Source organism: Pseudomonas sp. MT92 (assembly GCF_058792515.1).
The window spans coordinates 226,593-243,519 of record NZ_JBXAFA010000004.1 but is presented as its reverse complement, the minus strand read 5'-3'; the positions used below and the strand labels follow the sequence as shown (position 1 = coordinate 243,519).

The window sequence follows — 16,927 nt, the reverse complement described above, 5'->3', positions numbered from 1 at the left end:
CAGGCAGCATCGATGTCACAGGGGCCGGCCCATTCGCTGGCAAGCCAGCTCGTACAGGTCTAGTGGTGTTATTTGGGCAGCGGATAGAGCTTCTCGTCGAACTGCGAGAGCTTTGGAAACACGAGTGGCAGGTCATCACTCAGGTGCTGCAGCCGCTGGCTGTAATCCACCAGAAACTGCTGACGCGCTTCATCGCTGATGTACGGCACATGCCAGGCCACAAACGGCTCCAGCACATCAAACCCAACGTAAGCCAAGGTCCCACGCAAGAGCGGCCGCAACATGTCTTCCAGCGGACCATGAATCGCGTCATCGCCGAACATGTGTTCGCGGCCGCCCAAGGTCACCGTCACCAGCGCCTTCTTGCCGGCTAAACCGCCCTGATCGTAGAAACGCTTGCCGCCGTAGCAGATGCCGGACACCAGCACCCGGTCGATCCAGCCCTTGAGGATGGCCGGGGTAGAGAACCAGAAGATCGGGAAGTTGAGGATCAGCAGGTCGGCCCACAGCAGTTTGTCCAGCTCGGCCTGGATGTCGGCCGCCAGCGACTGGCTTTTCACTCCCAGGCGTTGCTCCAGGGCGTACACCAGATACTCGGGGTTTTCCCGCGATGAGAAGTCATCGGCGCTGGCCACCGGGTTCCAGTTCATTTTGTACAGGTCGCTGACCTGCACTTCATGGCCCTGGGCTTCCAGGGTCGCGACCGCTTGATCGCGCAAGGCCGCGGTGAAGGATTGTGGCTCTGGATGAGCGTGGACGATCAGTACTTTCATGGTGATTCCTTAGACTTTTTCCAGCGTAGGGTTTGAATTCGGGAGCGCGCGGCTGGCCAGCAAGCGGTCGAGCCAGTCGGGGTCCATTTGCGGTTCGGACGAAAACAGCAGTCCGGTGTAATCCTGGTGCGGCGGCGTGAAGATCTTGCTGCGTGAGCCGTGGTCGACCACCCTGCCCCGTTGCATCACCAGCACCTCATCGGCAATGGCGCGCACGGTGGCGACGTCGTGGGTGATGAACAGGTAGGCCACGCCCAACTGTTGCTGAATACGATTGAGCAGTTTGAGCACACCTTCGGCCACCAGTTGATCCAATGCCGAGGTGACTTCATCGCAGATGATCAACTGCGGGTCGGCCGCCAGTGCCCGGGCGATACACACCCGTTGCTTTTGCCCACCTGACAGCTCCCGAGGCTGACGCTCCATGAAGGTGGCTGGGTCGAGTTCGATCATTTCCAGCAATTCGGCCACCCGCGCACGCAGGGCCTTGCCCTTGAGTCCCAAGTAGAACGTCAGCGGGCGACCGATGATATCGACGATGCGCTGGCGTGGGTTCAGCGCTGTGTCGGGAATCTGATAAATCATCTGGACGCGCCGCAGCTGCTCCTTGCTGCGCTGGCGAAAGTCCGCCGGCAGTGGCAGGCCGTCATACAGCACCTGGCCCGAGGTCGGCGGCAGCAAACCGGTGATCAGTCGTGCCGTGGAGCTTTTGCCGCTGCCGGACTCGCCGATGACTGCCAGGGTCTGGCCACGGTACAGCTTGAGCGAAACGTCATGCAGCACCGGCTGACGACCGTAACTGGCGCAGCTGTTGCGCAGTTCCAGCAACGGTTGCTCCTGCTGCGGGCACGCCTTGGGTTCGGTGCGGAAACTGCGTACCGCCCACAACGACTTGGTGTAGTCCTCCTGCGGATCGCCGAGCATCTTGCGGGTTTCGGCTTCTTCCACCAGTTTGCCGTGGCGCAGCACCATGATGCGGTCCGCCATCTGCGCCACCACCGCCAGGTCGTGGCTGATGTAGATCGCGGCGCTGCCGTAGGTTTTCACTGCATCGCGAATGGCCGCCAGTACTTCGATCTGGGTGGTGACGTCCAGCGCGGTGGTCGGCTCGTCGAAGATGATCAGGTCCGGATGGCAAGCCATGGCCATCGCCGTCATCACCCGCTGCAATTGACCGCCGGAAACCTGGTGCGGATAACGCTGGCCGATCTGCTCGGGATCGGGCAGGCGTAGCACGCGGTACAGTTCCACGGCTTCGGTCATGGCCTGGGCACGGCTCATGCCGCCATTGATCACGGCGGTTTCGACATGCTGATCGATCAGCCGGTGGGCCGGGTTGAACGAAGCGGCCGCGCTCTGTGCGACGTAGGCGATGCGCAAGCCCCGCAACTTGCGCAGGGCTTCGGGCTTGGCCTTGAGCAGGTCGATGCTGTCGAAATGCACCGAGCCGCCGGTGATTTTGCAGCCGTCTCGGGTATAGCCCATGGCCGACAGACCGAGGGTCGACTTGCCTGCTCCCGACTCGCCGATCAGCCCCAGCACTTCGCCGCGCTGCAGGGTCAGGTCGATACCCTTGATCAGCGGATGCCAGGCGTCTTCGTAGTGACCTTCGATGTGCAGGTTGCGGATTTCCAGCAAAGGTTTGGAGGTCGTCATGTTCAGCATTCCTTGAGGCCGCTGGATTTGTGAAGCATCCAGTCGACGACGAAGTTGACGCTGACCGTGATCAACGCCACGGCCAGGGCGGGCAGCAACGGGCTGATGTCGCCAAAGGTGATCAGTACGGCGTTGTCACGCACCATGCTGCCCCAGTCGGCGGTAGGCGGTTGAATGCCCAGACCGAGGAATGACAGTGCACTGATGAACAGGAACACAAAGCAGAAGCGCAGGCCGAACTCGGCAATCAACGGCGCCGCCGCGTTTGGCAGCACTTCGCGGGTCACCAGCCACCACAGGCCTTCACCCCGCAGGCGCGCCGCTTCGACGAAGTCCTGCACCACAACGTTCATCGCCACCGCCCGGGACAGACGAAACACCCGGGTCGCATCCAGCAGCGCGATCACCAGTACCAACGAGGTCGCGGTGGTGCCGACCACACTGAGAATCAGCAAGGCAAAAATCAGCTGCGGGATCGCCATCAGGATGTCCACCACCCGTGACAACCCCTGATCGATCGCACCGCCCTTGATCGCCGCGACCAGGCCGCTCAAGCCACCGAGGAGGAACGCCAGCACGGTGGTGAGGAAGGCAATGCCCAGGGTGTTGCGCGCGCCGTAGACCAGGCGGCTGAACATGTCGCGCCCCAGGTTATCGGTGCCCAACAGGAATTGCCCGCCCCACGGCGCGAAGCCCTCGCCCACCACCTGGGTTTCGCCGAAGGGCGCCAGTGCCGGAGCAAACAGCGCCACCAGGATGTACACAACGATGACCAGCAATCCGAATTTGGCACTCAGCGGCGCCCGGCCCAATTGTTTAAGCAAGCTCATGGTCTACCCCTTTGGATGCATCAAGCGTGGGTTGCTGGCAATCGACAGCACATCCGCGCTGGTATTGAGCAGGATGTAGGTCGCCGCGAAGATCAGGCTGCAGGCCTGCACCACCGGGATATCGCGCTTGGCCACCGAGTCCACCAGCAACTGGCCCAGGCCGGGATAGACGAACACCACTTCGACCACCACCACGCCCACCACCAGGTACGCCAGGTTCAGCGCCACCACGTTGACAATCGGTGCCAGGGCGTTGGGCAAGGCATGGCGAAAGATGATCCGCGACTGGCTGATGCCTTTGAGCCGGGCCATTTCGATGTAGGGGCTGGCCAGCAGGTTGATCAGCGAGGCGCGGGTCATGCGCATCATCTGCGCGATCACCACCAGGCTCAGGGTCGCCACGGGCAGCACCGAGCGCTCCAGAATCGTGCCCAGGGACGCATCCGGCGCCAGGTTGGAAATACTCGGGAACCAGTTGAGCTTTACCGCAAACACCAGGATCAGGATGTAGGCGACGAAGAACTCGGGAAACGACACCGCACTCAGTGCCGAGGTGTTGAGCAAACGGTCGAACCAGCTGTTGCGGTACAACGCCGCGAGCATCCCCAACAGCAGCGCCAACGGCACCGACACCAGGGCCGCCAGCAGCGCCAGGCTGAAGGTGTTGCCCAGCCGTGAGCCCACCAGTTCGGAGATCGGACGCTGGTTGGCCAGGGATACACCGAGGTCGCCTTGCAACAGGCTCCAGATCCAGTGCCCGAAGCGGGTCAGCGGCGGCAGGTCCAGTCCCAGTTGCGCACGGAACGCCGCCACGGTTTCCGGGGTGGCGGATTGGCCGAGCATGGCCTGGGCGATATCGCCCGGGAGCATGCCGACCGCGAGAAAAATGATCACTGACACCGCAAACAGCGATAACAGCCCCAATGCCAAACGCTGCGCCAACAGCTTGAAAATACTTCTCATCGTGCAGTTCCTTGAATTGGGCACGCCTTTGAAGACTGCAAATGTCCACTGTGGGAGCTGGCTTGCCAGCGATGGCGGTAGCTCATTCACCATCAATGTTGACTGTGCCGGCGCCATCGCTGGCAAGCCAGCTCCCACAGGGATTTTCATTGCTTCGACTATTGGTTACGCCTGCCACCAGCGCTCGATCACGCGCAGCCCATCCAGCTCGCCATAGGGCGCGGTCTGCCCGCCATGCGCTACGCGGTTGGAGCGCGCCGCCACGGAGCTGGCGAACAGCGGCACGATTGCCCCGCCGTCATCCCGGCACAGCGACTGCATTTCGTTGTACATCTCGCGGCGCAGCGGGTCGTTCATTTCGCCACGGGCGGCGTTGAGCAGTTGATTGAAGCGCGGGTTATCCCAGTGGGTTTCGTTCCATGCCGCGCCCTTGGCGTAACCGATGCTGAACATGCGGTCGGCGGTCAGGCTGCTGTACCAGAACGAGGTGGTGAACGGTTGCTTCATCCACACGTTGGAGAAGAAGCCATCGGCCGGCTCGCGTACCACATCGATATCGATCCCGGCAGCACGGGCCTGCTCTTTGAACAGCACCGAGGCATCGACGGCGCCGGTGTACGCCGCGTCCGAGGCTTGCAGACGCACCTTGAGCGAATCCATGCCGGCCTTTTTCAGGTAGAAACGCGACTTGTCCGGATCGTAGCTGCGTTGTTCCAGCGCGGTGTTGATGAAGCGGCTGCCAGGCTGGATCGGGTGATCGTTGCCCACCAGGCCATAGCCGTACAGCACCGAGGACAGCAGGGTTTCACGGTTGATCGCGTGCTTCATCGCCATGCGCACGTCGTTGCTCTGGAACACCGGACTGTCGGTGAGCATCGGGAAGGTGTAGTGCTGCGCGCCCTTGGTTTCTTCAATGACCAGGTTCGGGTTGCGCTTGAGCAGGGCCACGGTTTTCAGGTCGACCTTGTTGATCACGTCCACTTGCCCGGTCACCAGCGCGTTGATTCGCGCGGCGCCATCGCCGATGGCGATCAGTTCGGCGCTGGCGAAGTGCGCCCGGCCCGCTTTCCAGTAGTCCGGGCTGCGCTCCAGGGTCATGCGCACCCCCGGTTCGAAGTTCTTCAGGCGATAACCACCGGTGCCGATACCGGCCTGCCAGTCCGGCACGCCGTCCTTGCTCGGCATGATCACCAGATGGTAATCGGCGACCACGTAGGTGAAGTCGGCGTTGCCCGAATGCAGCTCGAACACCACGCTGTCGCTGCCGTTGGCGCTGACCTTCGCCACGTCGCCCAATACGGTCTTGGCCGCCGAACTGGATTTTTCCCCGAGGTGATGCTGGATCGAGGCGACCACATCGTCGGCGGTCAGGGTCTTGCCGTTGTGGAAGGTCACGCCCTGGCGCAATTTGAAGGTCCAGACCCGGGCATCCGGGGTCGAGGTCCAGCTTTCAGCCAGTTCGGGGATGGCCGAACCGTCGACGGCAATTTCGGTCAGGGTGTTATAGATCGCCGAGAAACCGACAAAGGTGAAGGTATCGACCCAGGAACCGGGGTCTTTCGAGTCAGTGGTGCTGGCGCCGGCCAGTCCCAGACGCAGCACGCCGCCGGGTTTCGGCGTTGCCTCGGCCGCCATGGCGCCCAATGGCAGGCCCATGGAGAACGCGCCGGCCATCGCTGCGGCAGTCGCGCTGTACTTGAGAAAGTCACGGCGAGGAAAGCTGAATTCATGGTTCGCTTGAGTAATCTTGTTTTTGTTATCGCTCATTGCATTGCCCCTGATTGAAAGCTAAGGAAATACCCGTTCAAATCCACCACGCGAAACACCGGGCCATGGCCCGGTGCGAACAACCTTTGAATCGTTAACCGTCACACCTGGATCGCCTTCACTTCGACGAATTCGCCCAGTCCCTCTTCCCCCCACTCCCGTCCGTTGCCGGATTGTTTGTAGCCGCCGAACGGCGCCTGATAGTTGAAGGCCGCGCCATTGAGGAAACATTGGCCCGCCCGCAGTTGCCGCCCCAGTTGCAAGGCGCGCTCGCTGCTGGCGGCCCAGACGCCGCTGGACAGGCCGAACGGCGAGTCATTGGCGATCTGGATCGCCTGCGCTTCATCCGTATAAGGAATCAGGCACAGCACCGGGCCAAAGATTTCTTCCTGGGCAATGCGCATGCGGTTGTCGACATCGGCGAACAGCGTCGGACGAACGTAATGGCCGCGCTCGAAGTCCGGCGCCGAATCGCCACCGCAGAGCAACCGCGCGCCTTCGGACTGACCGAGGCGGATGTAATCCTCAACGGTGCGGCGCTGCCCTGCCGAACACATCGGGCCGAGAAAACTCTGCGGATCGAGCGGGTCGCCCATGCGCAGGCTCAGGGTCTCCTCCAGCGCGATCTCCAGCGCTTGGGCATAACGACTGGCCGGCAGCAACATGCGCGTCAGCGCGGTGCAGGTCTGCCCGGAGTTGATCATCACGTCCTGTACGCCGTAACGCACCGCTGCGGCCAGATCCGCGTCCTCGGCGATCAGCAGCGGCGACTTGCCGCCCAGCTCCAGGCACACCCGCTTCACCGATGGCGCTGCCGCTTGCGCAACGCGCACGCCCGCGCCGGTGGAACCGGTGAACGACACCATGTCGACGTCCGGGTGCCTGGCCAGCGCCTCACCCACCTTGGAGCCCGGCCCGCTGACCAGGTTGAAGACCCCGGCCGGGAGGCCGATATCCTCGATCATCTGCGCCAGCAGAAACGCGTGCAGCGGCGTTTCCTGGCTCGGCTTGACCACCACCGTGCAACCGGCGGCCAAGGCTGGCGCGAGTTTGCCGATCAACTGGTGCAGGGGGTAATTCCACGGGTTGATGAACGCGCACACACCGACGGCTTCGCGGATCACCAGTGAGTTGCCGACTTCGCGCACTTCATCCATCAAACTGGCGAGTTCGACATACTGCTCAAGGCCAATGATCGGCCCGTCGACCTGCACCGAACGGCACCATTGCACCGGCATACCCAGTTCAGTGGTAATCACGGCGGCCATTTCATCGGCGCGGGCGCGCAATTGCTCGGCCAGCGCCCGGATATAACCGGCACGCACGCTGGACGGAGTCCGCGACCATGGCCCGAAGGCTCGACGGGCAGCGGCCACGGCGTTGTCGACGTCGCGTTCATCACCCAGGGGCACGCGTCCGGCGACTTCTTCGGTGGCCGGGTTGATGACCTCGGCGACGCCCTGCCCCGACGGGGTTTGCCAGCGTCCTTCAATAAACAGTGCCTTGTGATCAAGCATGAACCTGAGCCTCCATCAGTTCCTGGGCGCAACGGGCGATGCGCTGGCAGGCATCGCGCAACGGCGCCGCCCCCACCACCAACCCGAGGCGAATGTGTCCGGCAGCGCTCGGGCCAAAGGCTTCGCCTGCCAGCACCGATACGCCGTGGCGATCGAGCAGACGGTCGGCAAATGCCTGGGCGCTGAGGCCGGTTTCGCGGATATCGACCATCACGAACATGCCGCCATCGGGCTTGAGAGCACGCACGCCGGGGCAATCGGCCAGGCTTTCGCACACCAGATCACGGCGCTGACGATAGGCTTCGCGCATGGCCTCCAGTTCCGGCAACTGGCTTTCCAGCGCGACCACTGCGGCGTCCTGGATAAAGTCCGGCGAGCCGTAGAGCATGCACAGCGCCAGGTTTTCCAGGTGCGCGGACAAAGACAGCGGCGCCACCACCCAACCCACGCGCCAACCGGTCATGGCGTGGGATTTCGACAGGCTATTGAGGGTTGCGGTGCGCTCGGCCATGCCCGGCAGACTCGCCGGGCTGACGTGTTCGCCTTCAAACAGCAGCTCGCTGTAGACCTCATCGGAAATCAGCCACAGATCGTGGGCGATGCACAGTTCGGCCAAGGCCTCCCAAGTGCTGCGTGGCAGGCTCGCACCCGACGGGTTGTGCGGGCTGTTCAGCGCCAGGGCGCGGGTACGTGGCGTGATGCGGGCGGCGACGTCTTCTGGCAGGACGCGAAAGGCGTTTTCCGAACGCACCGGTACCGGCACGACCTTGGCCCCGCAAGCACCGAATACGGCTTCGTAAGTGACGTACATCGGCTCGGCGACGATCACTTCATCGCCGGGATTGAGCACGCACTGGGCCACGCTGAACAACGCGCACTGCGCCCCGGCCAGTACCGTGACCTGATCCGCCGACACTCGCTGACCGCTGCGTTGCCGATGGCGTTTGGCGATGGCTTCACGCAGGGCACGCTTGCCGCGCACCTCCGCGTAGTGGGTGTTGCCGGACAACAGGCTGTCGATGGCGCCCTGGACGATGGGTTGCGGCGTATCGAAATCGGGGTCGCCGACCGACAGCAGCAAAATGTCCTTGCCTTGCTCCAGCATGGCCAGCGCACGGTAGTGAATGTCCCAGGCGGCGGCGCCGTCACCGGCGATGCGTTGAGTCAGATCGGAAAAGCGCATGGCCCTATTCCCTCCAGTAAAGGTTGAATATCAGCGAACGCAGGCATGCTTGAGTTCGATCAGGGTGACGCCGTTGCGATTAAAGCCGTGGCGCAAGTCGGTTTGCAGTTCCGCAAGGTTCTGCGGCTGCGTCACGGTGCAGCCGAAGGCACGGCCCAGCGCGGCGAAATCCGGGTTGCGCGGCAGCACGCCGATGGGCTCGATATCCAGCCCGATCATGTCGTCACGAATCTGCCCAAGGGCGTCGTTGTTCCACAGCAACACCACCAGCGGACTGTCCAGCTCCTCGACCGCCGTTGCCAGTTCCTGCGCGGTGTAGAGGAAACCGCCATCGCCCACCAGCACCAGGCCCGGTCGTTGCGGTGCACCGAACTTGGCGCCGATACCGGCCGGCAGGCCGTAACCCAGGGTGCCGTAGCCGGTCGGGTGCAACCAGCTGCGGGTAGCCTCGCTGGCGAAGGCGTAGTTGCCGGTGTAGGCCAGTTGGGTCATGTCGGTGCTGATGAAGGCGTTGGCCGGCAGTTCGGCGGCGATGCGCTGCAGGATCGCCTGATGGATCTGCTGCAACGGGCCATGACCGGCGTGGATGGCTTCACGCAGTGCCGCCACTTTGGCAATCGCGGCACCGGCGTCGCGGACATCCGGCGACAGGCGTTCGAGTACGGCGGCCAAGGTTTGCTGGGCGTCACCGTGCAACGCCACGGCGCATGGGTAGAAGTCGTTGAACTTGCGCGGATCGATGTCCACCCGCAGCAGTTCGGCATTGAGAGGCAGGCGTTCGCGCCAGAAATCGGTGTCGGCCATTTCCGTACCGACCGCCAGTACCACGTCGGCTTCGGCGATCAGGTTCCAGCCCGGCTCCACGCACAGCGACGAACCGGCATTGAGTGTTGCATCCGGTGGCAGCAAGCCTTTACCGGCGACGCTGGTGAACAGCGGCGCGGCCAGTCGGGTGCTGATTTCTTGCAGCTCCGAAGCGGCATTCAGCGCGCCGCCGCCGGCGATGATCATTGGACGTTTGGCGCCATGCAGCTTGGCGACCGCTTGATCCAGCGCGGTGGCTGCAGGCGTACCGCGACCCGGGCGACGCACCACGTCGTTGCTCCAGTCACGGGTGACAGGCGCCGACAACACGTCCAGCGGCACCGAGATGTGCACCGGGCGCGGACGTTCGCTGTCGAACACCGCGTAGGCACGGGCAACCAGTTCCGGCAGGTCTTCGGCAGTCAGGGCCACGGCCGAGAACGCGGTGATAGGCGCGGTCATGGCGCGCTGGTCCTGGCACTCGTGCAGGATGCCCCAGCCCTTGCCGAGGCTGGCCGTGTGGTTGACGCTGGAAATCACCAGCATCGGAATCGAGTCGGCGTAGGCCTGGCCGATGCCGGTGGCGGCGTTGGTCACGCCGGGGCCGGTGATGACGAAGCACACGCCAGGTTTGCCGCTGACCCGCGCATAACCGTCGGCCATGAAGCTGGCGCCCTGCTCATGACGGGTCAGCACATGCCGAATGCCGCTGCCGGGCAGGCCGCGATACAGCTCCAGGGTGTGCACGCCGGGAATGCCGAACACAGTGTCGACGCCGTAGTTGGCCAGCAGACGCACCAGCGCCTGGCCACCGGTCAAGGTTTTGCTTTGCATGTTCAGTTCCTCATTCATGGCCGAGGCGAATCAACGCATCGACCGCGGTCGTGCCCTGGGCACCGACCAACAATGGGTTCACATCGAGTTCGAGCAGTTGCGCAGCGTTTTCGCAGGCGTAGTCGGCCACGGCGCGGATCGCCGCGACCAGCGCGTCCAGATCTGCCGCTTCGCGACCACGGAAGCCTTGCAGCAATGCCGCGCTGCGCAGGCTCAGCAAGGCCTGGAGAATGGCCCCGTCAGTGGTCGGCAGCAACAGGCTGCGACTGTCCTTGAGCAGCTCCACCAGAATGCCGCCAGCACCCATCACCAGCGCCAGGCCGAAGTCGTTTTCACGCTTGATGCCGACGATCAGTTCGGCCAGTGGCGGCTTGGCCATTGGCTCCAGCAACAACTGATCGAACGCCACCCCGGGTGCGTACGCGGCAATACTCGCGCGCATTTTTTCCAGTGCCGCGCTCAGTGCCGCGTCGTCCTTGAGGTTCAGCGCCACGGCGCCGGCCTCGGTTTTGTGCGGCAATTGGGCGCTGACCGCTTTGAGCACCAGCGGATAACCCAGGGCGTTGGCGTCCTGCAGTGCCCGGTCCGGAGAGCTCAGTACGCCGTTGGGGGTGGGCAGGCCGAATTCGCGCAAGGCTTGCTTGGAATCCCATTCGTTGAGCAAACGACCCTCGCCTTGCAGCGCTTGCGGGCACAGCGGCACCAGCGCCGACTCACCCAGGGCCAACAAGGTCTGACGGTTACGCTGGTAATTGGCGATGCGGCCCCAGGCTGCCAGGCCGTCTTCAACGCCCTGCAATGCGGCCACGCCCTGCTCGTGCAAACGCTCGCGAGCATGGGCCGGCAGCAACTCGGGAAAGGCCGAGGTAACGAAACCGGTTTTGCCGTGGCGCTCCAGCGCCTTGCAGTACAGGTCCAGCAGCAGGTCACATTCCTTGCGTTCGCCGGTGAACTCGGACGGGTAATCGAGCACCAGCATCGCGGCATCGGCTTCGGTGCGCAGGGCGCTGTCGAGCATGCGGTTCAGTGCCTCGCCATCGCCCCAGATCGCCGTGGTGAAATCCAGCGGGTTGACCAGGTTGGCGTAGCTGGGCAGCACTTGCGCCAGCTCGCCGGTTTGACCCGCGTCGAGCTTGGGCAGCGCCAGTTCATTGCGTTCGGCGTAGTCGGCGATCAGCCCGGCGTCGCCCCCGGAGCAGGCCAGGGCGATGAGGCTATTGCCCGCCGGCAGGTTGCCGCAGGCCGCGGCTTTCAGGGTTTCGACAAAGCTCACCGGGCCACTGACGCGGATCACGCCGAGGCGTGCAAACAGCGCGTCGTACAGCGCGTCGGAGCCGGAAAGCGAACTGGTGTGACTCAGGGCCAGCTCGGCGCCGATCTGCGACACGCCCGTTTTCAAGGCGATGATCGGTACGCCCTTTTCCAGCGCCTTGTGCGCGGCGCGGGCGAACCCCGGTACGTTCTTCAAACCTTCCAGGTGCAGGCCGATGGCGGTGACCCGTGGCTCATCGAGCAGCACGTCCATCAATTCGGCCACACCCAGTTGCGCCTGGTTACCGACCGAAGCCATGTAAGCCACGGGCAGCGAGCGGTCGCTCATGGACAGGTTGTAGGCAAAGTTGCCGCTCTGGGTCAGCACCGCCACGCCCTTCTCCACCGCTTTGCCGCCATGGGCCACCGGCCACAGCGCGCAGCTGTGCAGGTAGTCGAGCAGGCCGTAGCAGTTGGGGCCGAGCAAAGCCATGTCGCCGGCAGCTTCGAGCAGTTGCTGTTGCAGGGCCTGGCCTTCGGCGCCGGTTTCGGCAAAACCCGAGGCATAGCAAATCGCGCCGCCGGTACCGATGGCGGCCAGTTCGGCCACGCAGGTCAGGGTCAGGTCGCGGTTGGTCGCGATGAACACCGCGTCCGGGCCGCACGGAAGGTCGGCCACACTACGCACACAAGGCACGCCTTCGAGGCTCTCGTGCTGCGGGTTGACCAGCCACATCTGCCCTGGGTAGCCGCCTTCGGCGCAACGCTTGAGGGCACGGGCCATGCTGCGGCCGCCAACGAACGCCACGTGGCGCGGTGCGAGCATGCGTTTGAGGTTGTCACGAATAGTCTGGGACATGGAAATTCTCCGGGCGATCAGCGCAACAGCGGCCGCAGCAGCTCGCGGGAAATGATGTGGCGCTGGATTTCCGAGGTGCCTTCCCAGATCCGTTCGATCCGCGCGTTACGCCAGATGCGCTCCACCGGACCTTCATCCATCAGGCCCATGCCGCCGAAAATCTGCACCGCTTCATCGGCCGCACGACCCAGCACTTCGCTGGCAAACAGCTTGGCCATGCCAGCCTCGCCATCGGTCATGGTGCCCTGGTCCATTTTCCATGCGGTGTGCAGGGTCAGCAGTTCCGCCGCGCGAATTTGCGTGGCCATGTCCGCCAACTTGAACGACACGCCTTGGTAGGTTCCGATGGGCTGGCCGAATTGCTTGCGGTCCGCCGCCCATTGCAGCGAGACGTCCAGCGCCCGTTGCGCCTGGCCGACGCAGTTGGCCGCCACCATCACCCGTCCGGCGGTCAGCCAGGCGTTGGCCACGTCCCAGCCCTTGCCGACTTCACCGAGCACCTTGGAGGCCGGTACGCGGCAGTCGTCGAAAAACATTTCGAAGGTGTGGTAACCACGGTTGCTCACGCACTTGGGACCACGGCGGATGGTCATGCCCGGGGTGTTGCGATCGGCCAGGAACGAGGTCACGGCGTTGCGCTTCTTGCCGTTGTGCTCGTAGGTGTCGGTGACGGCGAAGACGATGGCGAAATCGGCGTGGCCGGCGTGGCTGATGAAGTGCTTGCTGCCATTGAGGACGAAGTCGTCACCGTCACGCACGGCGCGGGTCTTGATTGCGTTGGCGTCGGAACCGGCACCCGGTTCGGTCAGGGCAAAGCAGTCGATCTTCTCGCCCTGGATGCACGGCAACAGGTAATCGTTGATCTGGTCGCCGGTGCAGGCCATAAGAATTTTCGAAGGCCGTGCGACGAACACGTGCAGTGCCCAGGAGACTTTCGACAGCTCACGCTCGATCAGCGCCTGGGACAGGTAGTCCAGACCGCCACCACCGACCTCTTCGGGCATGTTGAAGGCGTAGAAGCCCGCGGCAATGGCCTTGCCGCGAATCTGCGCGGCGAGCTCCGGGGAGACTTCGTCGGCGCGATCGACTTCGGTTTCATAGGGCAGCAGTTCCTTCTCGACGAAGCTGCGTACCGAGTCCACCAACATTTCTTGTTCTTGGGTCAGTTGGAAATTCATGGGTGCTACCTGTGTTCGTTTGCAAAGTGTGGTTGGCGAGGCGGGTCGGGCTTAGCGACCGATAAAGCGCGCCGGGCGTTTTTCCATGGCGGCGCGCAGCGCTTCGCTGCCGTCTTCGCTGCGCCCGCAGAGCAGGCCGGCGGCCAGTTCCGCTTGCAGCTGCTCGGGCAGGCTGCAGTCGGCGCCTTCGCGCATGAGTTTTTTGGTCTGGGCAAAAGCAAAGGTCGGCCCGGCGGCCAGGCGTGTGGCGAGTTCGCTGGCCACGGCCTGCAATTGATCGTCGGCGCAGACTTCACCGACAAGCCCGGCGGCCAGGGCGCGATCGGCCCCCCACAGTTCGTCGAGGAACAACAGGCGCTTGGCTTGCTCGGTGCCGATCAGGCGTGGCAAGTGCCAACTGGCACCGGCGTCCGGCGAGTAGGCCATGCTGGTGTAGCCGGCCTTGAAGCGTGCTGACTGACCGGCAATGCGCAGGTCGCAGCACAGGGTCAGGTCCATCCCGGCACCGACGGCGGTGCCATTGATGGCGGCAATGGTCGGCTTTTCCAGGCTGTGCAAGCGGGTCATCAGGGCATGGGCGGTTTCGGTCCAGCCGTAGGTTTCCAGCGCGCCACGGGCTTCGGCCTCGGCCCACTCATCAAGGTCGGCACCGGCGCAGAAACTGCGACCGCTACCGGTCAATACCACCACGCGTACCGCTGGATCAGCGTTGTACGTGTCGAGCAAGGCGTGAAGGTTTTTCAGCGTCGGGATGTCCAGCGCATTGCGCTGAGCCGTGCGATTGAGGGTGATCCAGGCAACGCCTGCTTCGACCTGACTGAGCTGAGAATCGTGAGTAGTCATGCGGGTCCTCGAATTATTTTGTTTGTCTTGAGGTGTTGCGACTTGAGGCCATACTAAACGAGTGTTCAGTAAGCCGGCAATCGGTGAGGAAATGGGCTGTAACTAGCTCATAAACTAACTAACACATTGTTTTTATTGAGTTATTTTCAGATTCGCGAGCATGAGTCGCTGGCGTTGTTACAACTTCGAACAACTGGTGACAGGAGGTCTGTAGCGGATTAACCGAGCGCTCTCCCCCCTGTGGGAGCTTGCTCGCTCCCACAGGGGGTCATCGCGTTTGAGGGTGATGTTGGCGGAACTGACGATGGAACTGATTTAACTAACCGATTTATCCGAAAGATCCACGGTGTACTTCACATTGTCGATGTAAATCGGTCCGACCGCTTTCGGATTCGATACAGGTGCCAGCGCAATGGTGAATTGCACCTCAGTGACCGCTGACCGCATTTCGCCCATGTATTCAAATCCTTCGCTGACTCCAGACAAAGTGAAAGGAATGGTTAATATGATTGGGAATGGTAGCGAAGGCCCGTAACCGGCGAGTGTGCAATACAACGTGGTCCCAGCGTCTTCATCAACGGGTTCTGGCATGGAAGCTTCAAGGGACAGTTTGAATGCTGGTCGTCTGATCGAGAACCTTTCAGTGACGAGTAGTACCGACTCATTTTTACCTAAAGTGATTCTGGCCCTGTAGCCATCTCCATCCCTCAAGACTTTCGCTGTACCGTCAAATTCGCTCACTGTCCAATGCTCGAAGTTTCCGGTTGTGAAGTCACCGTTCCTGATGCGGTTGCTGTCCATTGGGCGCTCCTTCCTGATTGATTTAACTTTCGTACGGCATACCGACGAATACCGCATCATTAGGCTGTGGAGATTCGATGCAATCTACTGTCAGTTCTGACAGTCGCGACCAACGGCTAATCGCTTGGAACAACTGTGGGAGCGAGCCTGCTCGCGATGACGGCAGGACATTCAACATCGCTGCTGACTGCCGCACCGCTATCGCGAGCAGGCTCGCTCCCACAGGGGGATGTGCTGGAGAAAGTGAATTAAGCGTTTGGCAAACTCGGTGCCAGCACCGCCTCGCGTTTGCGATGGAGCAGGAAGTACGCGCCGTAGCACAGGGCGATAAAGCCGAAGCCCCAGTACAGCGAAGGACGCTGGGTTTCATCCAGGGCCAGGAACACGAACAGCGAGCAGCACAGGGTGATGCACATCAGCGGCAATACCGGGAACCACGGGGCGCGGTATTTCAGGTCGCTGAGTTTGCCGCCGTCACGCAGGTAGGCCTTGCGGAACTTGTATTGCGCCAGGGCGATGACAATCCAGGTTACGGTGCCGGACATGCCACTCACCGCCATCAGCACCATGAACAAGGTGTCAGCCGCGATGAAACTGGTCAGCAGCGACACCAGCGCAAAGCACAGGGTGATGCTCAAGGCGCGCAACGGCACGCCACGCTTGCTCAGCGGCGACAGGCTTTTCGGCGCCATGCCGGTTTTCGACATCGCCCAGAGGATGCGGGTCGAGGCGTAGAGGCCGGAGTTGCCCACCGACAGAATCGCGGTGAGGATCACGAAGTTCATCAGGTCCGCGGCATAGGGGATGCCGACCATGTCGAACACCTGCACAAACGGACTTTCCATCAGGCCTGCTTGCTGCCACGGCACGATGGCCGACAGCACGATAATCGCCAGCACATAGAAAATCAGCACGCGGAACACCACGTTGCGCACGGCGCGCGGGATGCTTTTTTCCGGCTGGTCGGTTTCGCCGGCGGCCACGCCCATGATCTCGCAGCCCTGGAAGGCGTAGACCACGGTCATCATCACCGCGAATACGGCGGACAGACCGTTGGGGAACAGTGAGTCGCCGATCAGGTTGGTCGCCATTGGCGCGGGCGCACCGCTGCTCAGCGGCATCACGCCGAAGATCACCAGCACACCAACGACGATGAAACCAAGAATCGCCGCGACCTTGATCCCCGAGAACCAGTATTCGGCCTCACCGAAGGCGCGGGTGGCCATGGCGTTGATGCCGAACAGCACTACCACGAACAGCGCTGACCAGTACCAGATCGGCACCGCCGGGAACCAGCGCGTCATCAGCATGCCGGCAGCGGTGAACTCCAGGCCCACGGTGGTGGCCCAGCTCATCCAGTACACCCAGCCGATCATGAAACCGGTGGCCGGACCGATGAATTTGGTGGCGTGGGTCTGGAACGAACCGGAAACCGGCATCTGCACCGACAGCTCGCCCAGGCAGACCATCACCAGATACATCAGGAAACCGGCGACCAGGTAGGCCAGAATCGCCCCCACCGGACCGCCCTGGTTGATGGTGACGCCGGAGCCCATGAACAGGCCGGTGCCGATCACGCCCCCCAGGGACAGCATGAAAATGTGCCGGCTTTTCAGGGCACGGGTCAGTTGGATGCCTTTACGGTCGATGTGTTCACTCATGTCGGCA

The 16,927-nt window shown here is 62.7% G+C and carries 13 protein-coding genes; all 13 read right to left on the bottom strand.

Going from position 1 to position 16,927, the window contains the following annotated elements; all coding sequences use genetic code 11:
• Nucleotides 1-68: 68 nt before the first annotated feature.
• Nucleotides 69-773: an NAD(P)H-dependent oxidoreductase gene (locus tag AC1Q6D_RS09455; protein ID WP_103403104.1), complete on the bottom strand. Its 705-nt coding sequence runs from the start codon at nt 771-773 to the stop codon at nt 69-71.
• Nucleotides 774-782: 9 nt separating this feature from the next.
• Nucleotides 783-2,429, bottom strand: coding sequence for an ABC transporter ATP-binding protein (locus tag AC1Q6D_RS09450; RefSeq protein ID WP_103403103.1), 1,647 nt, complete (start codon nt 2,427-2,429; stop codon nt 783-785).
• A 2-nt stretch (nt 2,430-2,431) separates the two neighbouring features.
• Entirely contained in the window at nt 2,432-3,259 is an 828-nt protein-coding gene (locus AC1Q6D_RS09445; protein ID WP_103403102.1) for an ABC transporter permease, read from the bottom strand.
• 3 nt (nt 3,260-3,262) lie between these two features.
• Nucleotides 3,263-4,222, bottom strand: a complete 960-nt coding sequence (locus AC1Q6D_RS09440; protein WP_103403101.1) for an ABC transporter permease — start codon at nt 4,220-4,222, stop codon at nt 3,263-3,265.
• Nucleotides 4,223-4,387: 165 nt separating this feature from the next.
• Nucleotides 4,388-5,989, bottom strand: coding sequence for an ABC transporter substrate-binding protein (locus AC1Q6D_RS09435; RefSeq protein ID WP_103403099.1), 1,602 nt, complete (start codon nt 5,987-5,989; stop codon nt 4,388-4,390).
• Between the two features lie 101 nt (nt 5,990-6,090).
• Nucleotides 6,091-7,506 carry an aldehyde dehydrogenase family protein gene (locus tag AC1Q6D_RS09430; RefSeq protein ID WP_103403098.1) on the bottom strand — a complete coding sequence of 472 codons (1,416 nt, stop codon included), beginning with the start codon at nt 7,504-7,506 and terminating at the stop codon, nt 6,091-6,093.
• Complete coding sequence (locus AC1Q6D_RS09425) at nt 7,499-8,689, bottom strand: pyridoxal phosphate-dependent aminotransferase (protein WP_103403097.1); 1,191 nt, start codon at nt 8,687-8,689, stop codon at nt 7,499-7,501. Before AC1Q6D_RS09425 ends, AC1Q6D_RS09430 begins: the two co-directional genes overlap by 8 nt.
• A 30-nt stretch (nt 8,690-8,719) precedes the next feature.
• Nucleotides 8,720-10,327 (bottom strand): 5-guanidino-2-oxopentanoate decarboxylase, encoded by a 1,608-nt coding sequence (locus AC1Q6D_RS09420; protein ID WP_103403096.1) that lies wholly within the window; start codon nt 10,325-10,327, stop codon nt 8,720-8,722.
• A gap of 10 nt (nt 10,328-10,337) precedes the next feature.
• On the bottom strand, nt 10,338-12,437 hold the full coding sequence (locus tag AC1Q6D_RS09415) for an acetate--CoA ligase family protein (protein WP_103403095.1): 2,100 nt from the start codon (nt 12,435-12,437) through the stop codon (nt 10,338-10,340).
• A 17-nt stretch (nt 12,438-12,454) separates the two neighbouring features.
• Nucleotides 12,455-13,615 (bottom strand): acyl-CoA dehydrogenase family protein, encoded by a 1,161-nt coding sequence (locus AC1Q6D_RS09410; protein WP_103403094.1) that lies wholly within the window; start codon nt 13,613-13,615, stop codon nt 12,455-12,457.
• Nucleotides 13,616-13,666: 51 nt separating this feature from the next.
• Nucleotides 13,667-14,458 (bottom strand): enoyl-CoA hydratase/isomerase family protein, encoded by a 792-nt coding sequence (locus AC1Q6D_RS09405; protein WP_103403093.1) that lies wholly within the window; start codon nt 14,456-14,458, stop codon nt 13,667-13,669.
• Between the two features lie 315 nt (nt 14,459-14,773).
• Nucleotides 14,774-15,259: a hypothetical protein gene (locus AC1Q6D_RS09400; RefSeq protein ID WP_103403092.1), complete on the bottom strand. Its 486-nt coding sequence runs from the start codon at nt 15,257-15,259 to the stop codon at nt 14,774-14,776.
• A 248-nt stretch (nt 15,260-15,507) separates the two neighbouring features.
• Nucleotides 15,508-16,920 carry an amino acid permease gene (locus tag AC1Q6D_RS09395; protein WP_103403090.1) on the bottom strand — a complete coding sequence of 471 codons (1,413 nt, stop codon included), beginning with the start codon at nt 16,918-16,920 and terminating at the stop codon, nt 15,508-15,510.
• Between the last annotated feature and the right edge of the window lie 7 nt (nt 16,921-16,927).

Coding starts and splice junctions, on each gene's coding strand:
- AC1Q6D_RS09455 (WP_103403104.1), bottom strand. CDS start 773: ATGAAAGTACTGATCGTCCACGCTCATCCAGAGCCACAATCCTTCACC.
- AC1Q6D_RS09450 (WP_103403103.1), bottom strand. CDS start 2,429: ATGACGACCTCCAAACCTTTGCTGGAAATCCGCAACCTGCACATCGAA.
- AC1Q6D_RS09445 (WP_103403102.1), bottom strand. CDS start 3,259: ATGAGCTTGCTTAAACAATTGGGCCGGGCGCCGCTGAGTGCCAAATTC.
- AC1Q6D_RS09440 (WP_103403101.1), bottom strand. CDS start 4,222: ATGAGAAGTATTTTCAAGCTGTTGGCGCAGCGTTTGGCATTGGGGCTG.
- AC1Q6D_RS09435 (WP_103403099.1), bottom strand. CDS start 5,989: ATGAGCGATAACAAAAACAAGATTACTCAAGCGAACCATGAATTCAGC.
- AC1Q6D_RS09430 (WP_103403098.1), bottom strand. CDS start 7,506: ATGCTTGATCACAAGGCACTGTTTATTGAAGGACGCTGGCAAACCCCG.
- AC1Q6D_RS09425 (WP_103403097.1), bottom strand. CDS start 8,689: ATGCGCTTTTCCGATCTGACTCAACGCATCGCCGGTGACGGCGCCGCC.
- AC1Q6D_RS09420 (WP_103403096.1), bottom strand. CDS start 10,327: ATGCAAAGCAAAACCTTGACCGGTGGCCAGGCGCTGGTGCGTCTGCTG.
- AC1Q6D_RS09415 (WP_103403095.1), bottom strand. CDS start 12,437: ATGTCCCAGACTATTCGTGACAACCTCAAACGCATGCTCGCACCGCGC.
- AC1Q6D_RS09410 (WP_103403094.1), bottom strand. CDS start 13,615: ATGAATTTCCAACTGACCCAAGAACAAGAAATGTTGGTGGACTCGGTA.
- AC1Q6D_RS09405 (WP_103403093.1), bottom strand. CDS start 14,458: ATGACTACTCACGATTCTCAGCTCAGTCAGGTCGAAGCAGGCGTTGCC.
- AC1Q6D_RS09400 (WP_103403092.1), bottom strand. CDS start 15,259: ATGGACAGCAACCGCATCAGGAACGGTGACTTCACAACCGGAAACTTC.
- AC1Q6D_RS09395 (WP_103403090.1), bottom strand. CDS start 16,920: ATGAGTGAACACATCGACCGTAAAGGCATCCAACTGACCCGTGCCCTG.